Origin of the sequence: Catellatospora tritici (genome assembly GCF_019083965.1) — a bacterium.
Lineage (GTDB): Bacteria > Actinomycetota > Actinomycetes > Mycobacteriales > Micromonosporaceae > Catellatospora > Catellatospora tritici.
In genome coordinates, this window is the sequence record NZ_JAHRCY010000002.1 from 338122 (window position 1) to 356994 (window position 18873).

Consider the following 18873-nt stretch of genomic DNA (forward strand, 5'->3'; position numbering starts at 1 on the left):
CGCGTAGGTTTCGAGCATGAACCCTCCGCTTCCCTTCGACACCATCGCGCCGGTCTACGACCAGACCCGCAATAGTCTCGAAGGCCGCAGGCACCTTTCTGTCGATGTCGAATCCTGGCTCGTTGCCGGGATGACGCTCGATGTCGGTGTCGGCACGGGCCTCATCGGCGGCGCACTTCGCGAGCGAGGCCACCCCGTCTGCGGAGTGGACATCTCACTGCCGATGCTGCGGCGTGCCCGAGAACGCCTCGGCGACAGCCTCGTCTGCGGCGACGCTTGCGCCCTGCCGTTCGCCAGCGGAGTGATGGGCAACGCCGTCTTCGTGGCGTCACTGCACACCATCGTCGACGTGCCTGGCGCGATCCATGAGGCAGCACGGGTGTTGCGGCCCGGTGGCCGGCTGATCGCGACGTACGGCGATCCGAGCATCGAGCCCGTGGCCGGTCCCACCGACGACATCATGGAGACCTTCGCCCCGCTCGAGGAACTCGAGGCCTTCCAGCGGCCCGATGCCAGGGCCGTCCTCGACAGCGCGGCGCACGAGGCCGGACTCACCGCGATCCACCACGGCACGACCGAGAAGACGCTGCGGCACACGGCACCGGCGTGGTTGGCCCAGCAACTGGAGGATCGGACGTTCTCCGTCCTCTGGCACGTCGACGAGGACTCGTGGAACCGGGTCGTGCGACCGGTGATCCGGAATCTGCGCGCGCTGCCCGACCCGGATCGGCCCCGGCTGCGCCACCACGGTCACTACATCGTCGTCTACGAGCGCTGATCGGACTGTAGAAGCTGATCGGCAGAAGACAGCCCGGAGCCAGCGCATCCGCGGGCGGCGAACAGGGCGGCGGCCCGGTTCGCGGCCCGCGACGCGCACACCGCGGCGTGGCGGCGGTGGCGGCGGTGGCGGCGGTGGCGGCGGTGGCGGCGGTGGCGGTGGCGGTGGCGGCGGTGGCGGTGGCGGTGGCGGTGGCGGTGGCGGCGACGCTATCCGATCATGCCGCTGCGGGTGAGAGCATGGGCGGCATCGTGATGCCATGTGCCCGCTCCCAGGCGGCGATGCCGTCGGGAGTCGGACGCTCGCTGCCTGCCTCGGCATGCACCAGGTGGACGCGGACGAGCGGCGGCCCCGCCGCGACCGCGGCACTGAGACCGGAGTGGTCGTGCACGGCGAAGAAGTTCGGCGACGAGTACGCGACCTCGATCGGTGCATCCACTTCGGAAGACCGCCGCGCGGACGGCGGCAGCGCCGTCGGATAGATCCGGCGCGGATCGAGGAAGCATGCCGGTCCCGAAGCGTCGGACCGGTCCTCGTCCAGCGCTGCCATGATCAGGTCGGCGATCTGCTCGGGCGTGGCCCGCGTGCTGTCACACACGAGGTCGTAGTTGCGCAGCCGGGTCTTGTCCACGTTGTACCGGTCGAGGAACCGCACCCGCTCGATCTCGCTTCGCATCGCCAGGTGGTTGCGCGCCTCGTCCAGGGAGGTGTAGCTCTCGACCGTGTCCGCGGGCCGCCCGAGCACGCGGCGGGCGGCGACCGTGGGTTCGGTGAGCAGGTGAACCTTCAGCGCGTCCGCGAAGAAGTGCCAGGCCAGGCGGCTGTCCACGACGAGCTGCTCGCCTGACGCGGCGATGTCGCGTTGGAGCTGGTCCACGTAGTGATCGGTCTTGTCGTCAAGCTGCGCGTGCAGGTTGATCTGCATCGCGTTCATGCCGAGATCGGCGGCCAGTTTCCGATACAGGTCACCCACACTGACTCGCCGGATCCCCAGGCGCTCCGCCAGGATGATCGATACAGTGCTCTTGCCGCTTCCCAGATCCCCATTGAGGACTACGGTCCTTTTACGTGCCATGTCTCACCATAGCGTCCGGTTGCGGCGACTCCCCCGCCGGGAACGGCGGTGCGCCCGGTCGGTGGGCCGGCGCCTGCTCCCAGCGCCGCGAGCAGCCGTTCCATCGCCTCGGTGACCGATCCGTCGTTCGGCACGAGCGCGAGCGGCGGCCTGGCGAACCGCCGATCCTCCTGCCGCTGGCGCTGGTCCTGCGCATCCGCCGGACGTCCGTCCGCGGCCAGCCGCTCATCCAGCACCTCATCGGCGGCGTCGACGAATGCCCCCGCCCATCCCGCTCCCGACGGACCGGCCAGCAGGCCGTATGCCTGCCGGGGCGCGACCGTCAGCAGGGGACGCCAACCCGCGCGCAGGACCGACTCGATGTCCGACACGGCGATCCCGTACTGGAAGGCCCCATAGCTGCCCACCAGGACCAACTGCCCGTCGGCCTGCAGCCGTGCGAAGTCGCCCGCCGAACCGAACCGGTAGGTCCCCGGCAGGTCGTCTGCCCGCGGAGGCCGGGTGGTGAAGGAGGGGACGCGCCTCATCGCGGTGCCTGACTCGCGTAGCAGCAGCTCGGCCAGCGTGGTCTTGCCGGCGCCACGGGTACCGGTGATGACAAGGCCAAGGGTCATGGATCCGAGTACACGCGGCGGACGCGATCCGGAGCAAGCGATCACGAGCGGATCGACGGCCGTGGCCCCGGAAGGCGGACGCAGCCCGCGGCACCTTCGTATGATCTTCGCATGCCGACTGGCACGACACGGTTGACGTGCGTAAATATCCGGTCCAGCGAGGACTACGCCGCGTATCGCGATGACCCGACGGCCTGCCTGCACATCCTCGACGGCGACCACCCCGTCGTGGACGGCCGCGCGTTCGTCGACTCCATCCTCTGGACCGCACGGGTCGGCGCCGTTCTCGGCTCCACCCGGGTGCAGTCGATACGCGGGTCGGCGACGGTGGATGTGGTGGGGGAACACGCCCGGATCGGGATCGTGCACGACTCGGCCAGGATCGGCTACGTACGCGATCATGCCGTGATCGATGCCGTCCGCGACTGCGCCCGCGTGGGATCCGTCCTGGGCGCCGCCCGCGTGCTCGAGCTGGCGGACTGGGCGAGCCTCGGACGGCTGGGCGGGACGGCGCGGGTGGAACTCGTGCGAGGATTCGCCCGGCTCGGTGAGGTCGGCGAGCAGGCCGGGATCGGCCGGGTGGAAGGCATGGCCGCCCTCGCGCGGGTCACCGGCTCGGCCGTGGTCGACCGGCTGGCCGAGCGCGCCGTCGCGCACCACGTCGAGGGCTCGGCCCGAGTGGCCGCCTGCGGCATGGCGGTGGTCCACGCCCACGGCGGCACGGTCACCGCGGCCGAGTCGGCCACGGTGCTGCGCTATGGCGAAGCGGCCGAGGCCGGCCGGGTCACCGACACGACAGCGCCCGCAACCGGCGGCGAGGGCGCGGAGCCGGGGTCCGCGACCACGGCTCCTGCGCTGTCGGAGCTGCGGCAGCAGCGTGTCCACCAGTCCTGGCACGCCCCGCTGGCACCCTGCCTGGACCAGCTCGCCGCCATGATGGCGTTCCTGCGCGACGAGGTCGGCAGCGGCCATGCCTGCCAGCCCGCGCAGGACGCGGTGCTGCGCGCCTTTCGGCAGCCGTTCGAAGACGTGCGGGTGGTGATCGTCGGACAGGACCCCTATCCGGCACCCGGCCACGCGGTCGGGCTGAGCTTCTCGGTCGCCCCGGAGGTCACCCGGCTGCCGGGCAGCCTGCGCAACATCTTCCACGAGTATTCCGACGATCTCGGGCTGCCCGTACCCGGGTCCGGTGACCTGACCGCGTGGACCCGACGCGGCGTGCTGCTGCTCAATCGCGTGCTGACGGTCCGCGAGGGCATGCCCGCGTCGCATCGCGGGAAGGGCTGGGAGGCCGTGACCGACGCGGTGATCCGCGCCCTCGCGGCCCGGCCCGCGCCGCTGGTGGCGATCCTGTGGGGTACGGATGCTCGAGCACTCACCGAACTGCTCGGCGATACGCCAGTGGTGGCGTCGCCGCACCCCAGTGCGATGTCCGCGGCGAGCGGCTTCTTCGGCTCGCGCCCGTTCAGTACGGCGAACCGCCTGCTCGCCGAGCAGGGCGGGCAACCGGTCGACTGGCGATTGCCATGACGTCTCCTGGCTGCCCGCCCTGCTCGGCGACGGCGGTGCGGGATCAGTCGCTGAGCCCCAGTTCCCGCAGACCCTTGTTGACGAACGCCCCCCACGGCTCACCGAGCATGCGGACCTGCTCTTCCTCGGTGATGGTCCACTGTTCTCCGCTGTGGTCCGGGTGCACGAACACCACCGACGACCAGCGTCGTTCGCTCATCGCCATCGGCGAGCGGTGCACCCGGTGCGTCGACGGGCGCACCCGGCGCCCCGAGGCCTCCGACAGCATGCGCCCGATGTTGCAGAGCAGAACGTCGGTGCCCCAGATGATCGGCTCCACCCACGTGCCGTCATTGAGGATGTACTGCAGCCCGCCCTCGGAGGCCGGGAACTGCACGCCGAGCATCTGGATCCCGGAGTGCTCGTGGGCCAGGATCTCTCGGCGCTGCGAATCCTGGTAGTGGATGACCCGCAGGATGCTGGAGTGCCGCGACAGCCCCAGTTCCGGTGCCTGTCCGGGCAGGATCTCGCGGACCACGTCACCGAGCGACGCCGCGACCCGAATGCCTAGTTCGAAGATGAACCGGGATTGCTCGGCCAGCGCCGGAAACGCCTCGAGCAGCGCCGCCGATCCTGCCGGATGGTTGTCGAGCATGGCGCCGCTCACGTGCAGGAATTCCTTGGGGTCGGCGACCCCGTTGGCCAGGCGCGGCACCTCAGAACCAGGGCGGAAGAAACCGTGGTTGCCGCCCGCCGAAGCCTGCGGAACCCGGTCGACGGCGAATTCGTACAGGCTCGGCGAAGTCGACGCCAGCGCAGCATCGAAAGCGCCATACAGCTCGGTTACCCGATCGCCGATCCCGGGCACCTCAAGCGCCATGAATCCCCAGGTGGCCAGCTGTTCGCGAAACTCCTCGATGTTGCGAATAGCGTCATCTTCGACAGATTCGACGTGCAATTGCGGCACCTTCCCGGCAAGGGGAAGGAGTTCAACTTCGGACAACCCGGAACACCACCAATCATCGACGTTTAGCACTGCCGAAAAACGGGTCAGCGCCGCTTCGGAATATGATCCATCCAATCTGGGCCAGGCGCCATGAAAGCATTGATGAAGGCGCCGGCAAAGGCACTGAATGGGAGACGGCCGAATCGGGGCTACTGACGCTCGGCCGCGGTCAGCAGGACGAAGGTGGCCCACCGGTCCACGGTCAGGCCCCGCTTCATGGCCGCTTCCTCACAACGCCGCAACTCCGAAGAGGTCAGCTGCAGTGACAGTTTGTCAGCGATCAGATCCCGTCCCCGGGTGCCGACGGAGGTGTCCCCCGGCCGCGAGACCTCGTAACGGGCCTCGGTCGCGCCGTCGGCGAGCCGCTCGCGACGGCTGGCCCGCACCTCGTTGCGCAACTGGTTGCGCGACCAGCCGTGTTCCTCGGCCTTGCGCAGCCAGTAGGTCTGCTCCGGCGGCTCGAGCGCCGCGACCTCGGCATGGTGGCCGAAGCTGAGGCTGTCCCGCCGGCGGGACATGTCCAGGCGCCTGGCCACCCAGGTGTAGTTGCGCAGCGTCTGGTAGCTCAGCGAGGTTCTTTTGACGGCTTCCTCGTACCGGTCCTGGAACCGGGCCTCCCCGTAGGCGAGCCAGTCGGCGATCCACCAACTGGCCGAATCCGCATAGGCCAGCAGTCGCTTTCCGATTCCCTCCCAGGCCATGAGACTGAGGTCGTCGTGGAAGACGATGCCGCATCTCTCCACACGCATGGCCCGACCGGCCTGCCCTGTCAGCCCGACATCGGTGAGGATGTGTGTGCTTCGCGTCAAAGCTTGTGTCATTTCCCGTGGTCCTCTCGTTAATCGCGAAGACCGGCGCCACATGATCCACCAAAATGCCAAAATAGAAAGTGATCACATGTGCCCCCGTGGGCGCCAATGCTAGTGGCAGCTCTGTACCCGCGCACTCCCTTCACCGCCCGGGGCGCCGATGAGCGCGGAAAACGCTGCGACGGAACCACAGCGGACTGACCGTTTACAAAGCTTTTGTCTATTAGGTACTTGTACTCCGTAACAGAGGGTAAACGCGGGCAATTAGGATAGTGACCGCGCGCGGGCGCGGTTGGCCGTCTCGTCGGCTCGCGCCGCGGCGGACGGCGGGCGGATCGCCGGCCGGGACGAGCGCTCGCCCGCCGCCCGGCGGGGTCTGCCGATGGGCGTCGCGCACCACCTGACAGGCTCGCCGGGCCCTTTGTAGGCGGTCGGTGGATGTGTTTGGCTTCGGTACTGGCATGCGGCGGGACGCCCGGCAATGAGGTGAATCCCCAGAAATCACGGACCGGATCCTGTCGGAAGGAGGAAGCAGCAGATGGCCGATACGACCGGCGGACAGAGATTTCCGTCCCTGCACGAAGGCTGGGACGCGGCGGCGGTGGGAAACAAATTCGCCTCACTCGCGCATGCCAGTCGCCTCTTTTCGGTGCCCGCCGCGATCGTCGTGCCCGTCGGCGAGTTCCGGCAGGCCGTGCCGCAGGCCGTCCGCGCCGGGATTCAGTCGGTCATGAACGATCTCGAGGCGACGGTCGGCGCCTACTTCCACGAATCCGTCCAGCGCATAGCGGAAATCGCCGCGGACATCCGGCTGCCGGACGCGGCCCGGCGCCAGCTCGCCGAGCGCGTCGATGCGGTGATCGGCCGATCGTCGGTCGTGGCCGTGCGGTCTTCCGGCCTGGCCGAGGACGGACCCGCGAACAGCCTCGCGGGCGCCTATCAGAGCTTCCTCGACGTCCATGGCGCCGAAGCGGTCGCCGACGCGGTAGAGCGCTGCTGGCGATCGTTCTACGGACCCACCGCGGTCGCGGCGCGGATCCGGGCCGGCGACTTCACCGCCGAACCGGCCCTGGCCGTCATCATCCAGCAGTTCGTCGCGGCCACGATGTCCGGCGTGGCGTTCAGCGGTCTCGACGCCGACGCGGGCGCAGCTGACATCACGGTCGAGTTCGTGGAGGGAACGGCCGAGGACCTCGTTGGCGGAGCCCGCAGCGCGCAGACCGTGAGCGATGTGTCACAGGAAGTGGTGCTCGGTCAGGTCAGGCGGATCGCCGCAGCATTGCGCGTCGAGCGCGGTCATGAGATCGACCTGGAATGGGCCGCGGACCGACACGGCACGATCCACGTTCTTCAGGTGCGCCCGCTGACAGCGCGTCGCTTCGACTCCCCCGACGAGATCTGGCTGCGGCGGCTGTACTTCGCACACCCGCCGGCCAACGCCCAGCTGGGCGACGTCGCCGCCGTCTACGCCGGGTTCGAGGCCAAGCGAGGGCCGGCCAACCGGCTGGCCGCAGCGCACGGGGTCGACGTCACCACCGGGTGGCTCATGGGCTTCACCACCCGGGCCCTACATCGCGATCACGACGCCGAAGCGGCCGAGCGGTGCCTGGACACTGGGCGCAGCCAGGAGTGCCTGCTCGACCTCGGCCCCGCGCTACGCCAGCTGGTGATTCCGAAGACGCAGCTCATCCCGCGCCTGCGGGACATCCATCGGGCCGACCGCCACGGCGACCAGGCCGGCGCCGCCGTCGTCCGGGACTACCTGCGGGGCGAGCTCGGCTTCATCTCTCACATCAGTGGTGACCGCGTCGTGGTGGAGTACGCGCCCGAGGGCCTGCTGGCGCTCAACCGCGGCACCGCCGGAGCCGAGCGGCTCAGTACCGATCTCAGCGGATCCCTGATCAACGCACCCGATTCGGCACAGCCCCTGCTCGCGCATCTCGGCCGCATCGCCACCTTCACACAGGCGATGAGTGACGAGTTCGGCCCGGCCGCGGTGGAGTGGGTCCTCGACGGCGGAGTGCCGGTCTTCCTCGACTATTCGCTCGGCCTGGGCACCCGGCACACCGCGTACAGCGGCACGGTGATCTCCGCGGGCACAGCCCGGGGTCCGGTGCTCACCGTCCCGGACGAGGAACTGATAACCCGCGTGTCCGTGGCCGCGGCGATCAGCATCGGGGGCGAGGCACACGCCGCGACCGCGGGGTATCTGGCCGACCTGCTCGACCGGGTGCGCCAGTGCGCACAGCCGCCGATCATCCTGGCGAGCAGGCCGTACGCCGCGCTGTCGATGCTGATCGGCTCCGTGGCGGGCTTCGCGTTCGAACGGGGCTCGGTCCTGTCGCACCTGGCCATTCTGCTGCGGGAGTCGGGAACCCCGGCGGTGTATGGCATCGCGGCCGGCGCCGTGCCCGACGGCACGCACGCGGTGATCAGCGCGGGCGCGTTCAGCGCCAGCCCGGCGCCGCCGATGCACAGCGACCGCTAGCCCCGCCCGATGCCGCCCGCAGGCGTCGGTGCGGTGGCACCGGCACCGCCCGAATCCACACGACCGCACCACCGGCCGGGACCTCGCCCGGACAAGCGAGCCGCCCAGAGAGGTAGGAAGTTGAACATCGAGCCAGCTGGTGAGCCGACTCGCATCTGCCTGTACGGCCCGACGGGATCCGGGAAGACGACGATCGCACGTCATCTCGTCCGGCGGTACGACGGCGAGCTCATCAAGATCGCCGAGCCGTTGCACCGGTTCCAGCAGATGTTCTATGACATGCTGCAGAAGCCGGTGACCGGCCAGGACGGCGAGTTGCTGCAGTTCCTCGCGGACAAGATCGAACGCGAGCAGCCGGGCTGGCTCGGGCGCAGCGCGACCGCGCGGGTCCACGCGTCCGGTCGCACGGTCGTCGTCAACGACGACTGCCGCCGCAACAGCTATGCGGCGCTGGACCAGGCCGGGTTCGTCTTCGTCCGCGTGCTGACGTCGCCGGAGCGCATCGCGCAGCGCGCCCGGCCGGACCATACGCCCGTAAACACCGCCCACGCTGTCGAGGCGGGGTTCGACACGTTCCGGGCGGACCACACGATCACCAACGACGGCACGCTCGCGCAGGCCCTGGTGCAGGCCGAGGAAATTGTGGAACGTCTGCTCGAGAGGCAGAGGGTGGGACGCTGATGGACGCGATGTACAGCCTGGCGGACGGCGCGCAGGCAATGGACTCGATCACCGCGCCGATCAGCGCCCACGGCTGGCTCACCGGCCACAAGATCAGCGAAGAGGTCGCCGCCAAGCGCATCGTCATCGAGCCCTTCCTGCCGGATCACCTCAATCCGAATTCCTACAACTACCGGCTCTCGCCCTCGCTCAAGCGCATCACCTCGGAGGTGATCGACTGCAAGGCCGAGGACGAGTACGACGAGATCGAGATCCCGGAGGAGGGTTACATCCTCGAACCCGGCGAGTGCTATCTCGGCGCGACCATGGAGGTCTTCGGTTCGCTGCACTACGCGTCGCTCGTCACCGGACGCAGTTCCATCGGGCGCAAGTTCGTCACGAACCACATCACGGCAGGCCTCATCGATCAGGGGTTCTTCGGCAACATCACCCTGGAGATCGTGGCCCAAAAGCGGACCCGGGTCTATCCGGGCATGAGATTCGGCCAGATCTTCTGGTTCACCACCGCGGGTACGCCCCTGCTATACGAAGGGAAGTACCAGGGGCAACGCGGGCCGACCCCGTCGAGGCTGCGGGAGGACGCCTTCCCCTTCGGCGGACTCGCGCGCTGACCCGCGCACGGCCCTGCCGCCGGTCAGTGCAACCCGACGACGGTCCCTCCGTCGACACCCATGGCGACGCCGTTGACGAACCCCGCCTGCCGGGAACAGAGGAACGCCACGACCTGGCCGAAGTCGTCCGGATCGGCTATCCGGCCCGATGCGGCGCCGCCGCGCGCGATGAGGCGCTCGGTGGCATGTTTGCCCGGACAGGCGAGGTTGACCGTGATCCCGTCGTCAGCCAGGTCCTGCGCCGCCGTCTTGGTCCACGACCACAGGGCGGCGCGTGCGACGTTGGACAGCGCGAGGTCGCGGGCCGGCTGGCGCACCGTGGCCGAGGCGATGAAGCAGATCCGCCCCCATCGCTGCCGGCGCATGTGCGGCACGGCGGCGCGGGCCAGCCGGATCGAGGCGAGCATGTTCGCATTCATCGCCGCCATGATCTGATCGTCATCGACCTCGAGGGCCCCACCCAGCGGAGGCCCCGCGGCATTGCCGACCACGATGTCCAGGCGCCCCCACCTGGCCAGGGCGGTGTCCACCAGCCGCTGCGGCACCGCCGGATCCGTGATGTCCCCCGGCACCGCGCAGGCGTCCGCCATGCTCGCCGTCAGCGTGTCGAGCGCACCCTCGCTGCGCGCGTTGACCAGGACGCGGGCGCCCTCGGCCGCGAGAGCGAGCGCACACGCCCGGCCCAGGCCCTTCGACGCCGCGGTGACGATCGCCACGCGGTCGCGCAGTCCCAGATCCATCTACCGGTGCCCGTCCGGGTGCAACATCCGATCGAGGGGCATGCCCGCCCGCCTTTCCTGCGTTGGTGTGTCTGCGCGGGCGGATCCCCACGATGCGGCCTGGCCGGGCCTCAGCCCTCGACCTCCAGGATGATCTGGCGGCAGGTCTCCAGCACCGACTCGACCCACACCTGCGGCTTGTCCGGGTCGTACGTCCGGAAGGTGGCGATCTCCCAGTAGCGGTCGGCCGACAGCACCTCCAGATTCGCCTCCTCCAGGCGCCGCACCCGCCACTTCGCCACCGAGGTCATGTCGCCCCGGCTGCTGAGCAGCGCCTCGACAACCCGTTCCAACGCCGTCTGCGCGGCGATGGCGGCGGCCCGGTGGTCCCCGGACTCGAGCAGCCCCAGTGCGTCTTCGACGTGGCCGTCAACGATGTCCAGCAGTTGCGCCACGACCATGGACCGGTACGCCGACCCGGCGAGCTGCTCGCGCCGGCCGACCAGCCAGTCCTCACCGTCGATCGGCACCGCGTACTTGACCCGGGACAGAAGAGCCGCCTCGAACGCGCTCAGGTCGGCCAGGCGCCGTTCGCGCTCGAACTCCGACCAGGTCAGTTTCGCGAACAGCTGGTCGACCTGGCTGTCCAACCAGAAGCGCACCTCGCAGCGACGGCCCCCGACGTCGAAGATCCGCAGCGGAATGACCGGTGGATCGAGCTTGACCCTGTTGTGCCCGTCGGCTGGGCCGCTCCACGGGATGGTGCTGACGATGTAGGCGTCGACATCGCTGCGCGCATGGCCCCAGCCGCGCGACAGGGAGCCGCCGATGAAGATCGCGCTGCATGTCTCCGGGCGAAGCCCGAGACGGTCGATCTCGGCCGCGATCTCGGCGATCTGGGCGCTCATGCTCGGTAACCTCCGCACCTGGGACCTACGGCCGCGCACTGCGGCACGTGGGACGCATGACGATTCTGGATGTGCTCCATGCCGGGTTCTGCTCGGCGGCTGACGTCGTCAGAGTTTGACGAGATCGGACTCACCGAAATCACGCACCACTTCGATCGTGTCCTCGGTTGCCGTCTCCACATCGATCTCGAACTCCGCGGCGAGCATGGCGGCGATGTCGGCGATCGTATTTCTGCCGTCGATCTGCTTCCAGATCCACACGGCCGTCTCGGACAGTTCGTAGGTCATGTTCGCGAGCGAGACGGTGACTGTTCCGCGCACGTTGCGCACGCGCAGATCCAGACGCGGACGTGGGACCGTCTCCGTGGTCACGGGAAGGGACATGTCAGCCCACCTCCGACAGCACACTGGCAGCCGCGACGACGGGGTTGCGGAGTCGGCCGATTCCCTCGACGTGGGCCTCCACCACGTCCCCGTCGCGGATGACACCCGCGCCCGGAGTGCCCGTGGCGATCACCGTCCCGGCCTCCAGCGTCATACCCGCCGAGAAGTGGCTGACCAGCCAGAATGGATCACGCATCATCGCGGCGACCACGTTGTCGGCGATGGTCTCTCCGTTCACGATGGTCGCCACGCGGGTGGCCGTCAGGTCCTCGACCTCGTCCGGGGTGACCAGCCAGGGTCCGATGGAGCAGAAGGTGTCGAACGCCTTCGCCCACGGGATGAAGCGCGGATTGATCCGGATCGCGTCCTCGGCCGTCATGTCCAGCACCGTCGTGTAGCCGGCGATGACGCTGCGGGCGTCCTCGGGGCGCACGTCTCGGCAGGTCACGCCGATGACCACACCCAGCTCGGCCTCGGCGGTGACGCGCTGGGACTGCCGCGGGATGATGATCGCGTCGCCATCGCCGATGACCGTGCTCGACGGCCGCAGGTAGGAACCGGGCATCCCCTCGGGCTGCTCGACCTCGAGGTCCGCCGCGTGGCGCGCGTAGTTCAGACCGGCACCCCAGAGCTTCGGCGGTTCGCGCAGGAGCGGTGCGAACACCACGGGGCCCTGGTATCCGAGGTCGTCGCCCAGCTCCGTCAGGGCGGCCACCGCGCGGGCGATCTCGGGCAACTGGCGGTGGCGGATGATGTCGAGCAGGCTCGGCCCCAGCCGCGCACCGGTCAACCGATTGACGGTGCTCAGCAGCACGATGCCCGTGCCGGTGGCTATGCCGACGTCCTCACCGCCGTCGTGTCGGACGCTACTCAGTCGCATGTGGTCCCCGCCTTCCCGTCTGGAGCGCCATCGCGCCGGATCACGGCCTTCACTGTGTTGAGGCATTCGAAAAGGGCGAGGTCGCCGTCACTGCGGCGGCGCAGCAGCCCCAGCATGTACAGGGCGAAGATGTCATCGGCGCACCGGCGGGCGTCGGTGCCCGTCGTGGCCGAGGCCTCGGGAACGCTCCAGGCCAGTCCTCGATCAGCCATCAGCGACAGCAGCTCGCGCCGGTGGCCGGGCAACTGGGCGACCGCCTCGTGCACCGACTCCAGCAGCGGTCGCGCGCCGTCGGTGCGACTCAGCAGCACCAGCGGGTCGACGGAGACGAGGTCCGCGACGTGCTGCGGCAGGTACAGCAGACTCGACCGGGCGGCCGACGCCAGCAGGGCGGGGATGCCGTCGACGGCGTGGCAGATCTGCGCGACCACGGCCGCGTTCGAGGTGTCGAGCCGAAACGCCGGGTCGAGCGGCTTGAGGTGAGCCAGGAACAGCTGCACGGACGCGACCTGCTCGAGCACGGCCGGGTCGTGGTCCCGGTCGACGGCGGGAACCGGCAGCGCGGCCAGGGGCAGCAGCGACTCCGCGGCGAACCCGATCGGCCGGCGGGCGGTGATGAGGATCCGCACCTGGGGAATGACGGCGAGCAGCGAGTCGATCGTCGGCATGAGCTGTTCCTGCGGCCATTCGCCGTCGAACACGATCAGCGCCCGGCGTCCGGCGATCGCGTCGCGCAGCTGCATGACGCCCGACTCACCGGCGGAGACGAGATCGCGCGCGATCGCGGCGAGCGGTCGTGCGTCCAGCGCCGCAGACCCGCCCTGCATCCAGACCACCAGCAGCTCTTCCCGCTGCTGCATCCTGCGGACGAACTCCACGCAGAGGCGCGTCTTGCCGACCCCCTCGATGCCGGTGACGGTGACGACGAGCTGGTGCTCCGAGTCGAAGAGGTCCGCCAGCGCTTCGAGTTCGTCGTGACGGCCCACGAACGGGCCGTCGGCCCAGTGCCCGCGGACCGGTATCCGCACCGGTGTCTCCTGGGCGGCGCAGCCGTCCGGCCGACCGATGTCGAGCACCCTCAGGAGCAGCTCGCATGTGTCCTGCCTGGGGCGCCGGACCCGGCCGTTCTCGATGTCGCGAATGGCACGCACGCTCAGCGTGCTCAGGTCGGCCAGCTGCTGCTGCGACAACCCGGCCCGAAGCCGGGAATGCCGCAGACGCGAGGCAAAAGTGGTCGAACGGTGATGGAGTTCAGCGGTGTCACTCGGCATGCGTTCCCCCCGTGTCCATGTGACCTCGTTCGCACGGCCCAGTACTCGTGGAAGAGTCTGGGACGTGCGACAACCGCGCGCCAGGTTCGGATGACCGTGTCTCGCCGGCGGGACACGCGGCCACGTACGATCAGCGATCGTCCTCGGCCGCGACGATGCTCATCACCTCCTCGTACCAGTCGGTCTGCTGTTCGCGGCCGACCCGTTGCAGGAGATACCAGCCGTCGGATTCACCGATGCCGAGCCCCTTGCTGGCAGCCCGCAGCCGCCGGAGCCCGTTGGCCCAGGAACGGATCGCCTCGACTTTGGACACCCCCTCCGGCACGCCGAGTCGCTCGCCGAGGAACCTCCTGGTGTCGGCGATCTCCGAGGCGAGTTCGGTCTCGGTCTCGGGTGCGCCGCGCAGCAGCAGGTCCCACGTGTCACGGGCGAGGTCGGGGTCGAGCACCTCGAGGTGCCGAAGCACCGACGGCGCGGTCGCGGTGTGGTCGCCGGAACTCGGCGGGTACACGCCCCAGCGGCGCAGCCGGAGCTCCGCCGCGAAAACGATGATCGCCGCGCGGGCGCGCCAGGCCAGCTCAGGCTGACCGGCGACGACCGCACCGTCGACGTCGAAGTGCTGGATCCACAGGATCTCCTGGATCACGTTGGTTCGGCGCTCTCGCTGCAGCCAGGGCAGAAGCGGCTCGACTTGAGTGTTCACGACGCACCCCGGTATATCGTCATCAACTTCTGCTGCCAGCTCTCGGGCAAGTACTCGATCACGTTCGTTCGCTGCAGCACCGCGATGCCCGCACCCGGGTTGTCCGAGGTCAAGATCTTGGTCAGCGAGACGATCACGCCCCAGTTGACCTCGTCCTTGATCGTGTCGGCGAGCTCGGTCATCGCGGCGAGCACCTCGGGGGCCACCTCGAAGCCGAGTTCGGCGGCGAAGCGCGCGTACCGGATCATGGTGTGCGGGTTGCAGGAGATCGTCACGTACGGGTCGATCGGCGGCCGCAGGAGTTTCGCCTGGATGTCGGCCGCCGCCCCGAACGGGTCGATCCACTGCCCGCCCGGAAACGTGATGGTCCCGCTGTTGATGGTCACGTCGGCGCAAAGCAGCTGGTTCAGCAAGGGATCGTCGTGCAGCAGCGCCGGGTCCAGCGCCGGATACCAGTCCCGAGGGGTGTGGAACGTCAGCACCTGGACCTTCAGCCGCTCCACGGTCGCCGTCACGACGCCGAACTTGTTGAGGCTCTTGGTCGCGTTGCCCGCCCATTCCGTGAGGATCTGCGCGGTGGCGTCGGGATCGGCATCACTGGTCAGGTCGAAGTCGCGTGGCTTCTTACCGAGGAGGAAGTCCCGGGTCGCACCCCCGGTGAGCGCCAGTCGGTAGCCTCTGGCCCGATACACCTGGGACAGGTCCTCGAAGACCGCCAAGGCCGGATGGTCGAAGGTGCGCACGGTCACTCGCTGTCGAGGCAGTAGCGGAAGAACTTCTCCACGCTCTCCGCCTGGACCAGGTCGAACGTGTTGATGTCGAGGCCGGCCCGGTCCTTGACGTGCACCGTCAGCTGGATCGCGTGCAGCGAGTTGCCGCCGAGGTCGAAGAACGGCTGGTCGGCGTTGACGGTGCCCCCGAAGACCTCGTCCACGGCGGCAAGGCATATCGCCAGTCGGTCCGTTGCCATGCTGTCGTACCCACTTCCTGAATCAGTTCGATGATGATCGAAGTCGAGATGAGCCCCACGGTTGCTCACACGAGCAGTCCCTGCGCGCGGGCGGGCTGGAGTTCGGCCCAGAGCGCCGTCCTGAGCTGCGTCCCGGACAGCTCGAGCGTGGCCGCGACGGTGTCGGTGGCAGCGCGCCACGTGCCGCCCGCCTCGACCGCGCGCAGGACCGCGGCCGTCGCGTTGTCGATCTGCGCGATCGAGCGGCCCGCGTTGAGGAGGAAGGAGTCGTCCCCGGCGTGCAGCACGTGGACCCCTGCGGCCAGCCCGCATGATCTGCTCTCGATCAAGGTCGCCAGCTCCGGCGGAGCCGTGGCCGTCGTGCCGAGCAGCGCCACGCGCGCGCCGAGATCGCCGCTCGGACGCACCGACGGGCTGATGAGCTGGTCGAACCGGGCCGAGTCCCGCCCGTAACGGCGGGCGGCCTTCTCGCCGACCCACTTGAGTGAGGCGTAGCCCTCGCCGTCCTCGGCCAGGCGGGCGGTGGCGTACCACGCGCTGCCCTCCCGTGCCAGCAGGTCGGCCTCGCACCGACGGCCGACCGCGTGAAGGTAGGCGGCGCGAGCTGCGTGTTCGAACGCCCGAAACGTGCCGAGCATGGACAGGGCGCGGGCGGCCGCCTGCTTCGTGAAGGCGTGGAGCGTCTGCTCGGTGGCCGCGGTCACCACGATGCGGTGGCTGATCGCGATGCGGTAGTAGCGGTCGACGTCCTTGAGGCTGACGCGCTCGGTCTCGATATCGGCCCAGGTGCAGCCGTTGACTCGCTCGCCGAGATGCTGAATGGCCGCCTGCTTGAAGTATTCGCAGTCGACGTAGCCCGACTGCCTCAGCCCGAACGAAGAGCTCTGGCCCGGCGCTTGATCATCGCTGATCATGTAGAGATCGACGTCGGAGTCCGCGTTGCCGAGCCCCTCCACCAGCGATCCGGTGGCCACGCAGGACACCGTCGGCGGCAGCGGCTCGACCAGCTTCGCGATATCTGTCGCGAAGTGGGCCAGGGCGGCGGGAAGCTCGGTCATTTCGATATACCCCCGTAGATGGTTTCGCCGGCGCCGACGGTCACGGGCGAGGCGGCCGAGAGCACCTCGGCCACCAATGCGTCCGGGTCGGCGGCCACCGCCGCCGGATCCGCCAGTCGTGCGGCGGCCGCTTCGATCGCGCAGAGCATGGCGGCCGCCGTGAGGTCGGGAAAGACCGCCGGGTCCACACTGAGCGACAGCTCGGGAGCCGCGGCGGTGCCGCCGACGGAGAGCTGAATGGTCCGGGTGATGCCACGCGGCACCAGCCGGATCGGCTCCAGCTCCGTCAACGTCCTGACCCCGGCGGCGCCGGTCCGCACCGGTCCGCCGGCGGGGACCTGATTGCAGTTCAGCACGCAGTCGACGTGGTCGAGCGCGGTCAGCCCGCCGGCGGCGGCGAGCTCCTCCACGTCGTAGGCGGCGTTGGCCATGCTTTCGAGGCTCGCCACCTGCGCCCGTCTGAGCAGGTCGGCCAGGCCGATGCCGGCCACCGGCAGACCGATGAGGCCGTACTGGTTGAGAGTGCCCGCGTAGGAACGCCCGCCGTGCACCCAGCGGTTGGACGCCACCATGCTGAACAGCGACTGCCGGCGGTTCGCGAGCACGGCGGTGAACAGCCCCATGAGCGTGACGTACACCGACGTGTCGGTCACCCGGTGCCGCTCCGCCAGCGCGATCACCGCTTCGCCGAGGGGCGGCGACGTGAGCTTCACCTTCGGCCGCGGGGCCGGGCTGTACGCGCCGGGGGTGAACATCGGCGAGGGGAAGGCATCCAGCAGCCCGGCGAGATAGGCGACCGCCCGGCGCCCCGTCGCCACCGCCTCCGGCGTGGCTTCGTCGGCCGCGCGGTCGAGCGGTTGGTAGCGCCGGGCCACCGGCCGCTCCGCCCCGGTCAGCTTCCCGTGCAGCGCGGCCCGCACCACCCGGCAGCCCGCCGAGTCCACGGACAGGTGGGAGATCTCCAGGAGCACCTGTTTCGGCCGGTGCGCCTCCGTCACCACCACGACCCGCACGGGCAGCTCGCGGGCGTAGTCGAACTCGTGCCCGAAGCCGGGAAGCCCGGTGGCCACCGGCGCCCCGGGCGCGAGCTCGACCACCCGAACGGTGATCTCACCCTGCCGGTGCAGGAGCTGGCACGGCCGACCGGTCTCATCGACGGGATAGGTCGTCCGCAGTGCCTCGTGCTCCTCGACCAGGCAGCGCAGCGCGTCGGTGAGGTCCGCCATGGTGGCGCCAGCGGGCACATCCACCACGGCACGGAGGTTGGCGAAGGCACCGTGCGGTGAATACCGCAGCAGTCCGCGATGGATGTCGCGCTGCCCCCACGTCAGCGCCGCCGTGCCGTCCCTGGCCCCGCAGAACCCCACCACCACCTCGTCGTACGGTGTCACTGGGCTGCCTGCGCCGATCCGTCGGTGGCCGGGACCTCATGGGAGAAGTAGCCGGTCGTCGACTTGCGGCCCGACGCCGTCAAGTGCGACCCCTCCTGGATCTGGTACAGCGAGTTGAACTCCGCCGCGGCGATGGGCAGCCGCCAGTGCGCCGACTCGCAACGCACCGTCGTGGCGCTGCGGCCGCGCAGCAGCCGCGCGTTCGGCTCGTTGTGCGCCGCGTGCGGCCCGTAGTAGATCGGCAGCGCGTCGGCGCTGCGGTAGGCGGGAATGAAGGCGCGTCGGTACCGGTCGGAGGTGTTCTTCTCCGACGCGTGCACGACCAGCGGGTGCAGGAAGATGGCGGCGCCCGCGGGCGCCTCGCAGTCGACCACGCTCGCGGGATCGACACCCACCTGCTCCAGCGAGCTGATCTTCCCGCCGAAGGCGCCGTCCACGTCGTGGTCGAGCAGGCCAAGGCGATGCGAGCCCGACGCCACCTTGAGACAGGCGTTCTCCCGGGTGGCGTCGTCGAGGTAGATGAGGACCGCCACGAGATCGGTGTTGGTGTGCGGGTAGTACGCGAAGTCCTGGTGCCAGGCGACCATGCTGCCGACCTGCGGCGCTTTGACGTTGAGCTTGGAGTACTGGTAGACCACGTTGGCGCCGACGAGCTCGCAGACCCCGTCGAGCAGGGGTCCGCTCTCCACGATCTGTGTGAACACCTCGTCGCGGCTGGTGGGCGCCCAGATCCGCCGGACCATCGAGGGATCGGCCGGTTCGCGCTCACCCACGTCCTTGGTGTCGGAGGCGAGCAGCCGGTCGACGACGTCGCGGGCGCGCCGGATCAGACTGTCGTCGACGAGTCCCTCCACGACGCAGAAACCGTTGTCCGTATAGGACTTCAGATGCTCACTGGTAAAAGCGCCGGCCATGGCACACGCCCCCGTCTTGTCGGCTGTAACCGTCGCCAGCAAGTGTCGAAGTGAGTGATCGCGCGGACAAGTGCCTGGTCAGCTCATGCCGGAGGCAGTTTGCG

The 18873-nt window shown here is 69.4% G+C and carries 20 protein-coding genes; 5 read left to right on the plus strand and 15 right to left on the minus strand.

Annotated elements, in window-relative coordinates:
- The first annotated feature begins 16 nt into the window (after positions 1-16).
- Positions 17-778: a class I SAM-dependent methyltransferase gene (locus tag KUA19_RS05370; protein WP_217394976.1), complete on the plus strand. Its 762-nt coding sequence runs from the start codon at positions 17-19 to the stop codon at positions 776-778.
- Positions 779-995: 217 nt separating this feature from the next.
- Here the strand turns inward: KUA19_RS05370 and KUA19_RS05375 are convergent, their stop codons facing one another.
- Together KUA19_RS05375 and KUA19_RS05380 are read right to left on the minus strand one after the other, a co-directional pair.
- Complete coding sequence (locus tag KUA19_RS05375; RefSeq protein ID WP_217394977.1) at positions 996-1853, minus strand: AAA family ATPase; 858 nt, start codon at positions 1851-1853, stop codon at positions 996-998.
- On the minus strand, positions 1832-2467 hold the full coding sequence (locus KUA19_RS05380) for a nucleoside/nucleotide kinase family protein (RefSeq protein WP_217394978.1): 636 nt from the start codon (positions 2465-2467) through the stop codon (positions 1832-1834). The genes KUA19_RS05375 and KUA19_RS05380 overlap by 22 nt, the downstream gene beginning before the upstream one ends.
- Positions 2468-2578: 111 nt before the next feature.
- Here KUA19_RS05380 and KUA19_RS42435 point away from each other — a divergent pair, with 111 nt between their 5' ends.
- Positions 2579-3997, plus strand: a complete 1419-nt coding sequence (locus KUA19_RS42435; RefSeq protein ID WP_254548672.1) for a uracil-DNA glycosylase — start codon at positions 2579-2581, stop codon at positions 3995-3997.
- 43 nt (positions 3998-4040) lie between these two features.
- On the opposite strand, the gene KUA19_RS05390 is transcribed toward KUA19_RS42435, so the two are convergent.
- Together KUA19_RS05390 and KUA19_RS05395 are read right to left on the minus strand one after the other, a co-directional pair.
- A complete protein-coding gene (locus tag KUA19_RS05390; protein ID WP_217394979.1) occupies positions 4041-4979 on the minus strand; it encodes an isopenicillin N synthase family oxygenase in 939 nt (312 codons plus the stop codon).
- 152 nt (positions 4980-5131) lie between these two features.
- On the minus strand, positions 5132-5731 hold the full coding sequence (locus KUA19_RS05395) for an LmbU family transcriptional regulator (protein ID WP_217394980.1): 600 nt from the start codon (positions 5729-5731) through the stop codon (positions 5132-5134).
- Between the two features lie 598 nt (positions 5732-6329).
- Between KUA19_RS05395 and KUA19_RS05400 the strand changes: the two genes are divergently transcribed.
- From KUA19_RS05400 to dcd, 3 genes are all read left to right on the plus strand, one after another.
- Positions 6330-8279 carry a PEP/pyruvate-binding domain-containing protein gene (locus KUA19_RS05400; protein WP_217394981.1) on the plus strand — a complete coding sequence of 650 codons (1950 nt, stop codon included), beginning with the start codon at positions 6330-6332 and terminating at the stop codon, positions 8277-8279.
- A 120-nt stretch (positions 8280-8399) separates the two neighbouring features.
- Positions 8400-8960, plus strand: a complete 561-nt coding sequence (locus KUA19_RS05405) for an AAA family ATPase (RefSeq protein WP_217394982.1) — start codon at positions 8400-8402, stop codon at positions 8958-8960.
- Positions 8960-9571 (plus strand): dCTP deaminase, encoded by a 612-nt coding sequence (dcd, locus tag KUA19_RS05410; protein ID WP_217394983.1) that lies wholly within the window; start codon positions 8960-8962, stop codon positions 9569-9571. The genes KUA19_RS05405 and dcd overlap by 1 nt, the downstream gene beginning before the upstream one ends.
- A gap of 23 nt (positions 9572-9594) precedes the next feature.
- On the opposite strand, the gene KUA19_RS05415 is transcribed toward dcd, so the two are convergent.
- The 11 genes from KUA19_RS05415 to KUA19_RS05465 form a co-directional block, all read right to left on the minus strand.
- Entirely contained in the window at positions 9595-10311 is a 717-nt protein-coding gene (locus KUA19_RS05415) for an SDR family oxidoreductase (protein ID WP_217394984.1), read from the minus strand.
- 110 nt (positions 10312-10421) lie between these two features.
- On the minus strand, positions 10422-11198 hold the full coding sequence (locus KUA19_RS05420; RefSeq protein ID WP_217394985.1) for a hypothetical protein: 777 nt from the start codon (positions 11196-11198) through the stop codon (positions 10422-10424).
- A 108-nt stretch (positions 11199-11306) separates the two neighbouring features.
- Positions 11307-11582 carry a PqqD family protein gene (locus tag KUA19_RS05425; protein ID WP_217394986.1) on the minus strand — a complete coding sequence of 92 codons (276 nt, stop codon included), beginning with the start codon at positions 11580-11582 and terminating at the stop codon, positions 11307-11309.
- A 1-nt stretch (position 11583) separates the two neighbouring features.
- Positions 11584-12462 (minus strand): fumarylacetoacetate hydrolase family protein, encoded by an 879-nt coding sequence (locus tag KUA19_RS05430; protein ID WP_217394987.1) that lies wholly within the window; start codon positions 12460-12462, stop codon positions 11584-11586.
- Entirely contained in the window at positions 12453-13733 is a 1281-nt protein-coding gene (locus tag KUA19_RS05435) for a helix-turn-helix domain-containing protein (RefSeq protein ID WP_302498533.1), read from the minus strand. The genes KUA19_RS05430 and KUA19_RS05435 overlap by 10 nt, the downstream gene beginning before the upstream one ends.
- Before the next feature lie 130 nt (positions 13734-13863).
- On the minus strand, positions 13864-14436 hold the full coding sequence (locus KUA19_RS05440; protein ID WP_217394989.1) for a hypothetical protein: 573 nt from the start codon (positions 14434-14436) through the stop codon (positions 13864-13866).
- Positions 14433-15179: a tRNA nucleotidyltransferase/poly(A) polymerase-related protein gene (locus KUA19_RS05445; protein WP_217394990.1), complete on the minus strand. Its 747-nt coding sequence runs from the start codon at positions 15177-15179 to the stop codon at positions 14433-14435. The genes KUA19_RS05440 and KUA19_RS05445 overlap by 4 nt, the downstream gene beginning before the upstream one ends.
- Before the next feature lie 2 nt (positions 15180-15181).
- The gene (locus KUA19_RS05450; RefSeq protein ID WP_217394991.1) at positions 15182-15406 is read right to left on the minus strand and encodes a phosphopantetheine-binding protein; all 225 of its coding nucleotides are present in this window, start codon (positions 15404-15406) and stop codon (positions 15182-15184) included.
- Between the two features lie 65 nt (positions 15407-15471).
- A complete protein-coding gene (locus tag KUA19_RS05455) occupies positions 15472-16464 on the minus strand; it encodes a hypothetical protein (RefSeq protein WP_217394992.1) in 993 nt (330 codons plus the stop codon).
- Positions 16461-17855 (minus strand): condensation domain-containing protein, encoded by a 1395-nt coding sequence (locus KUA19_RS05460; protein ID WP_217394993.1) that lies wholly within the window; start codon positions 17853-17855, stop codon positions 16461-16463. Before KUA19_RS05460 ends, KUA19_RS05455 begins: the two co-directional genes overlap by 4 nt.
- Positions 17852-18769, minus strand: coding sequence for a phytanoyl-CoA dioxygenase family protein (locus KUA19_RS05465; RefSeq protein WP_254548673.1), 918 nt, complete (start codon positions 18767-18769; stop codon positions 17852-17854). The genes KUA19_RS05460 and KUA19_RS05465 overlap by 4 nt, the downstream gene beginning before the upstream one ends.
- Positions 18770-18873 lie beyond the last annotated feature (104 nt).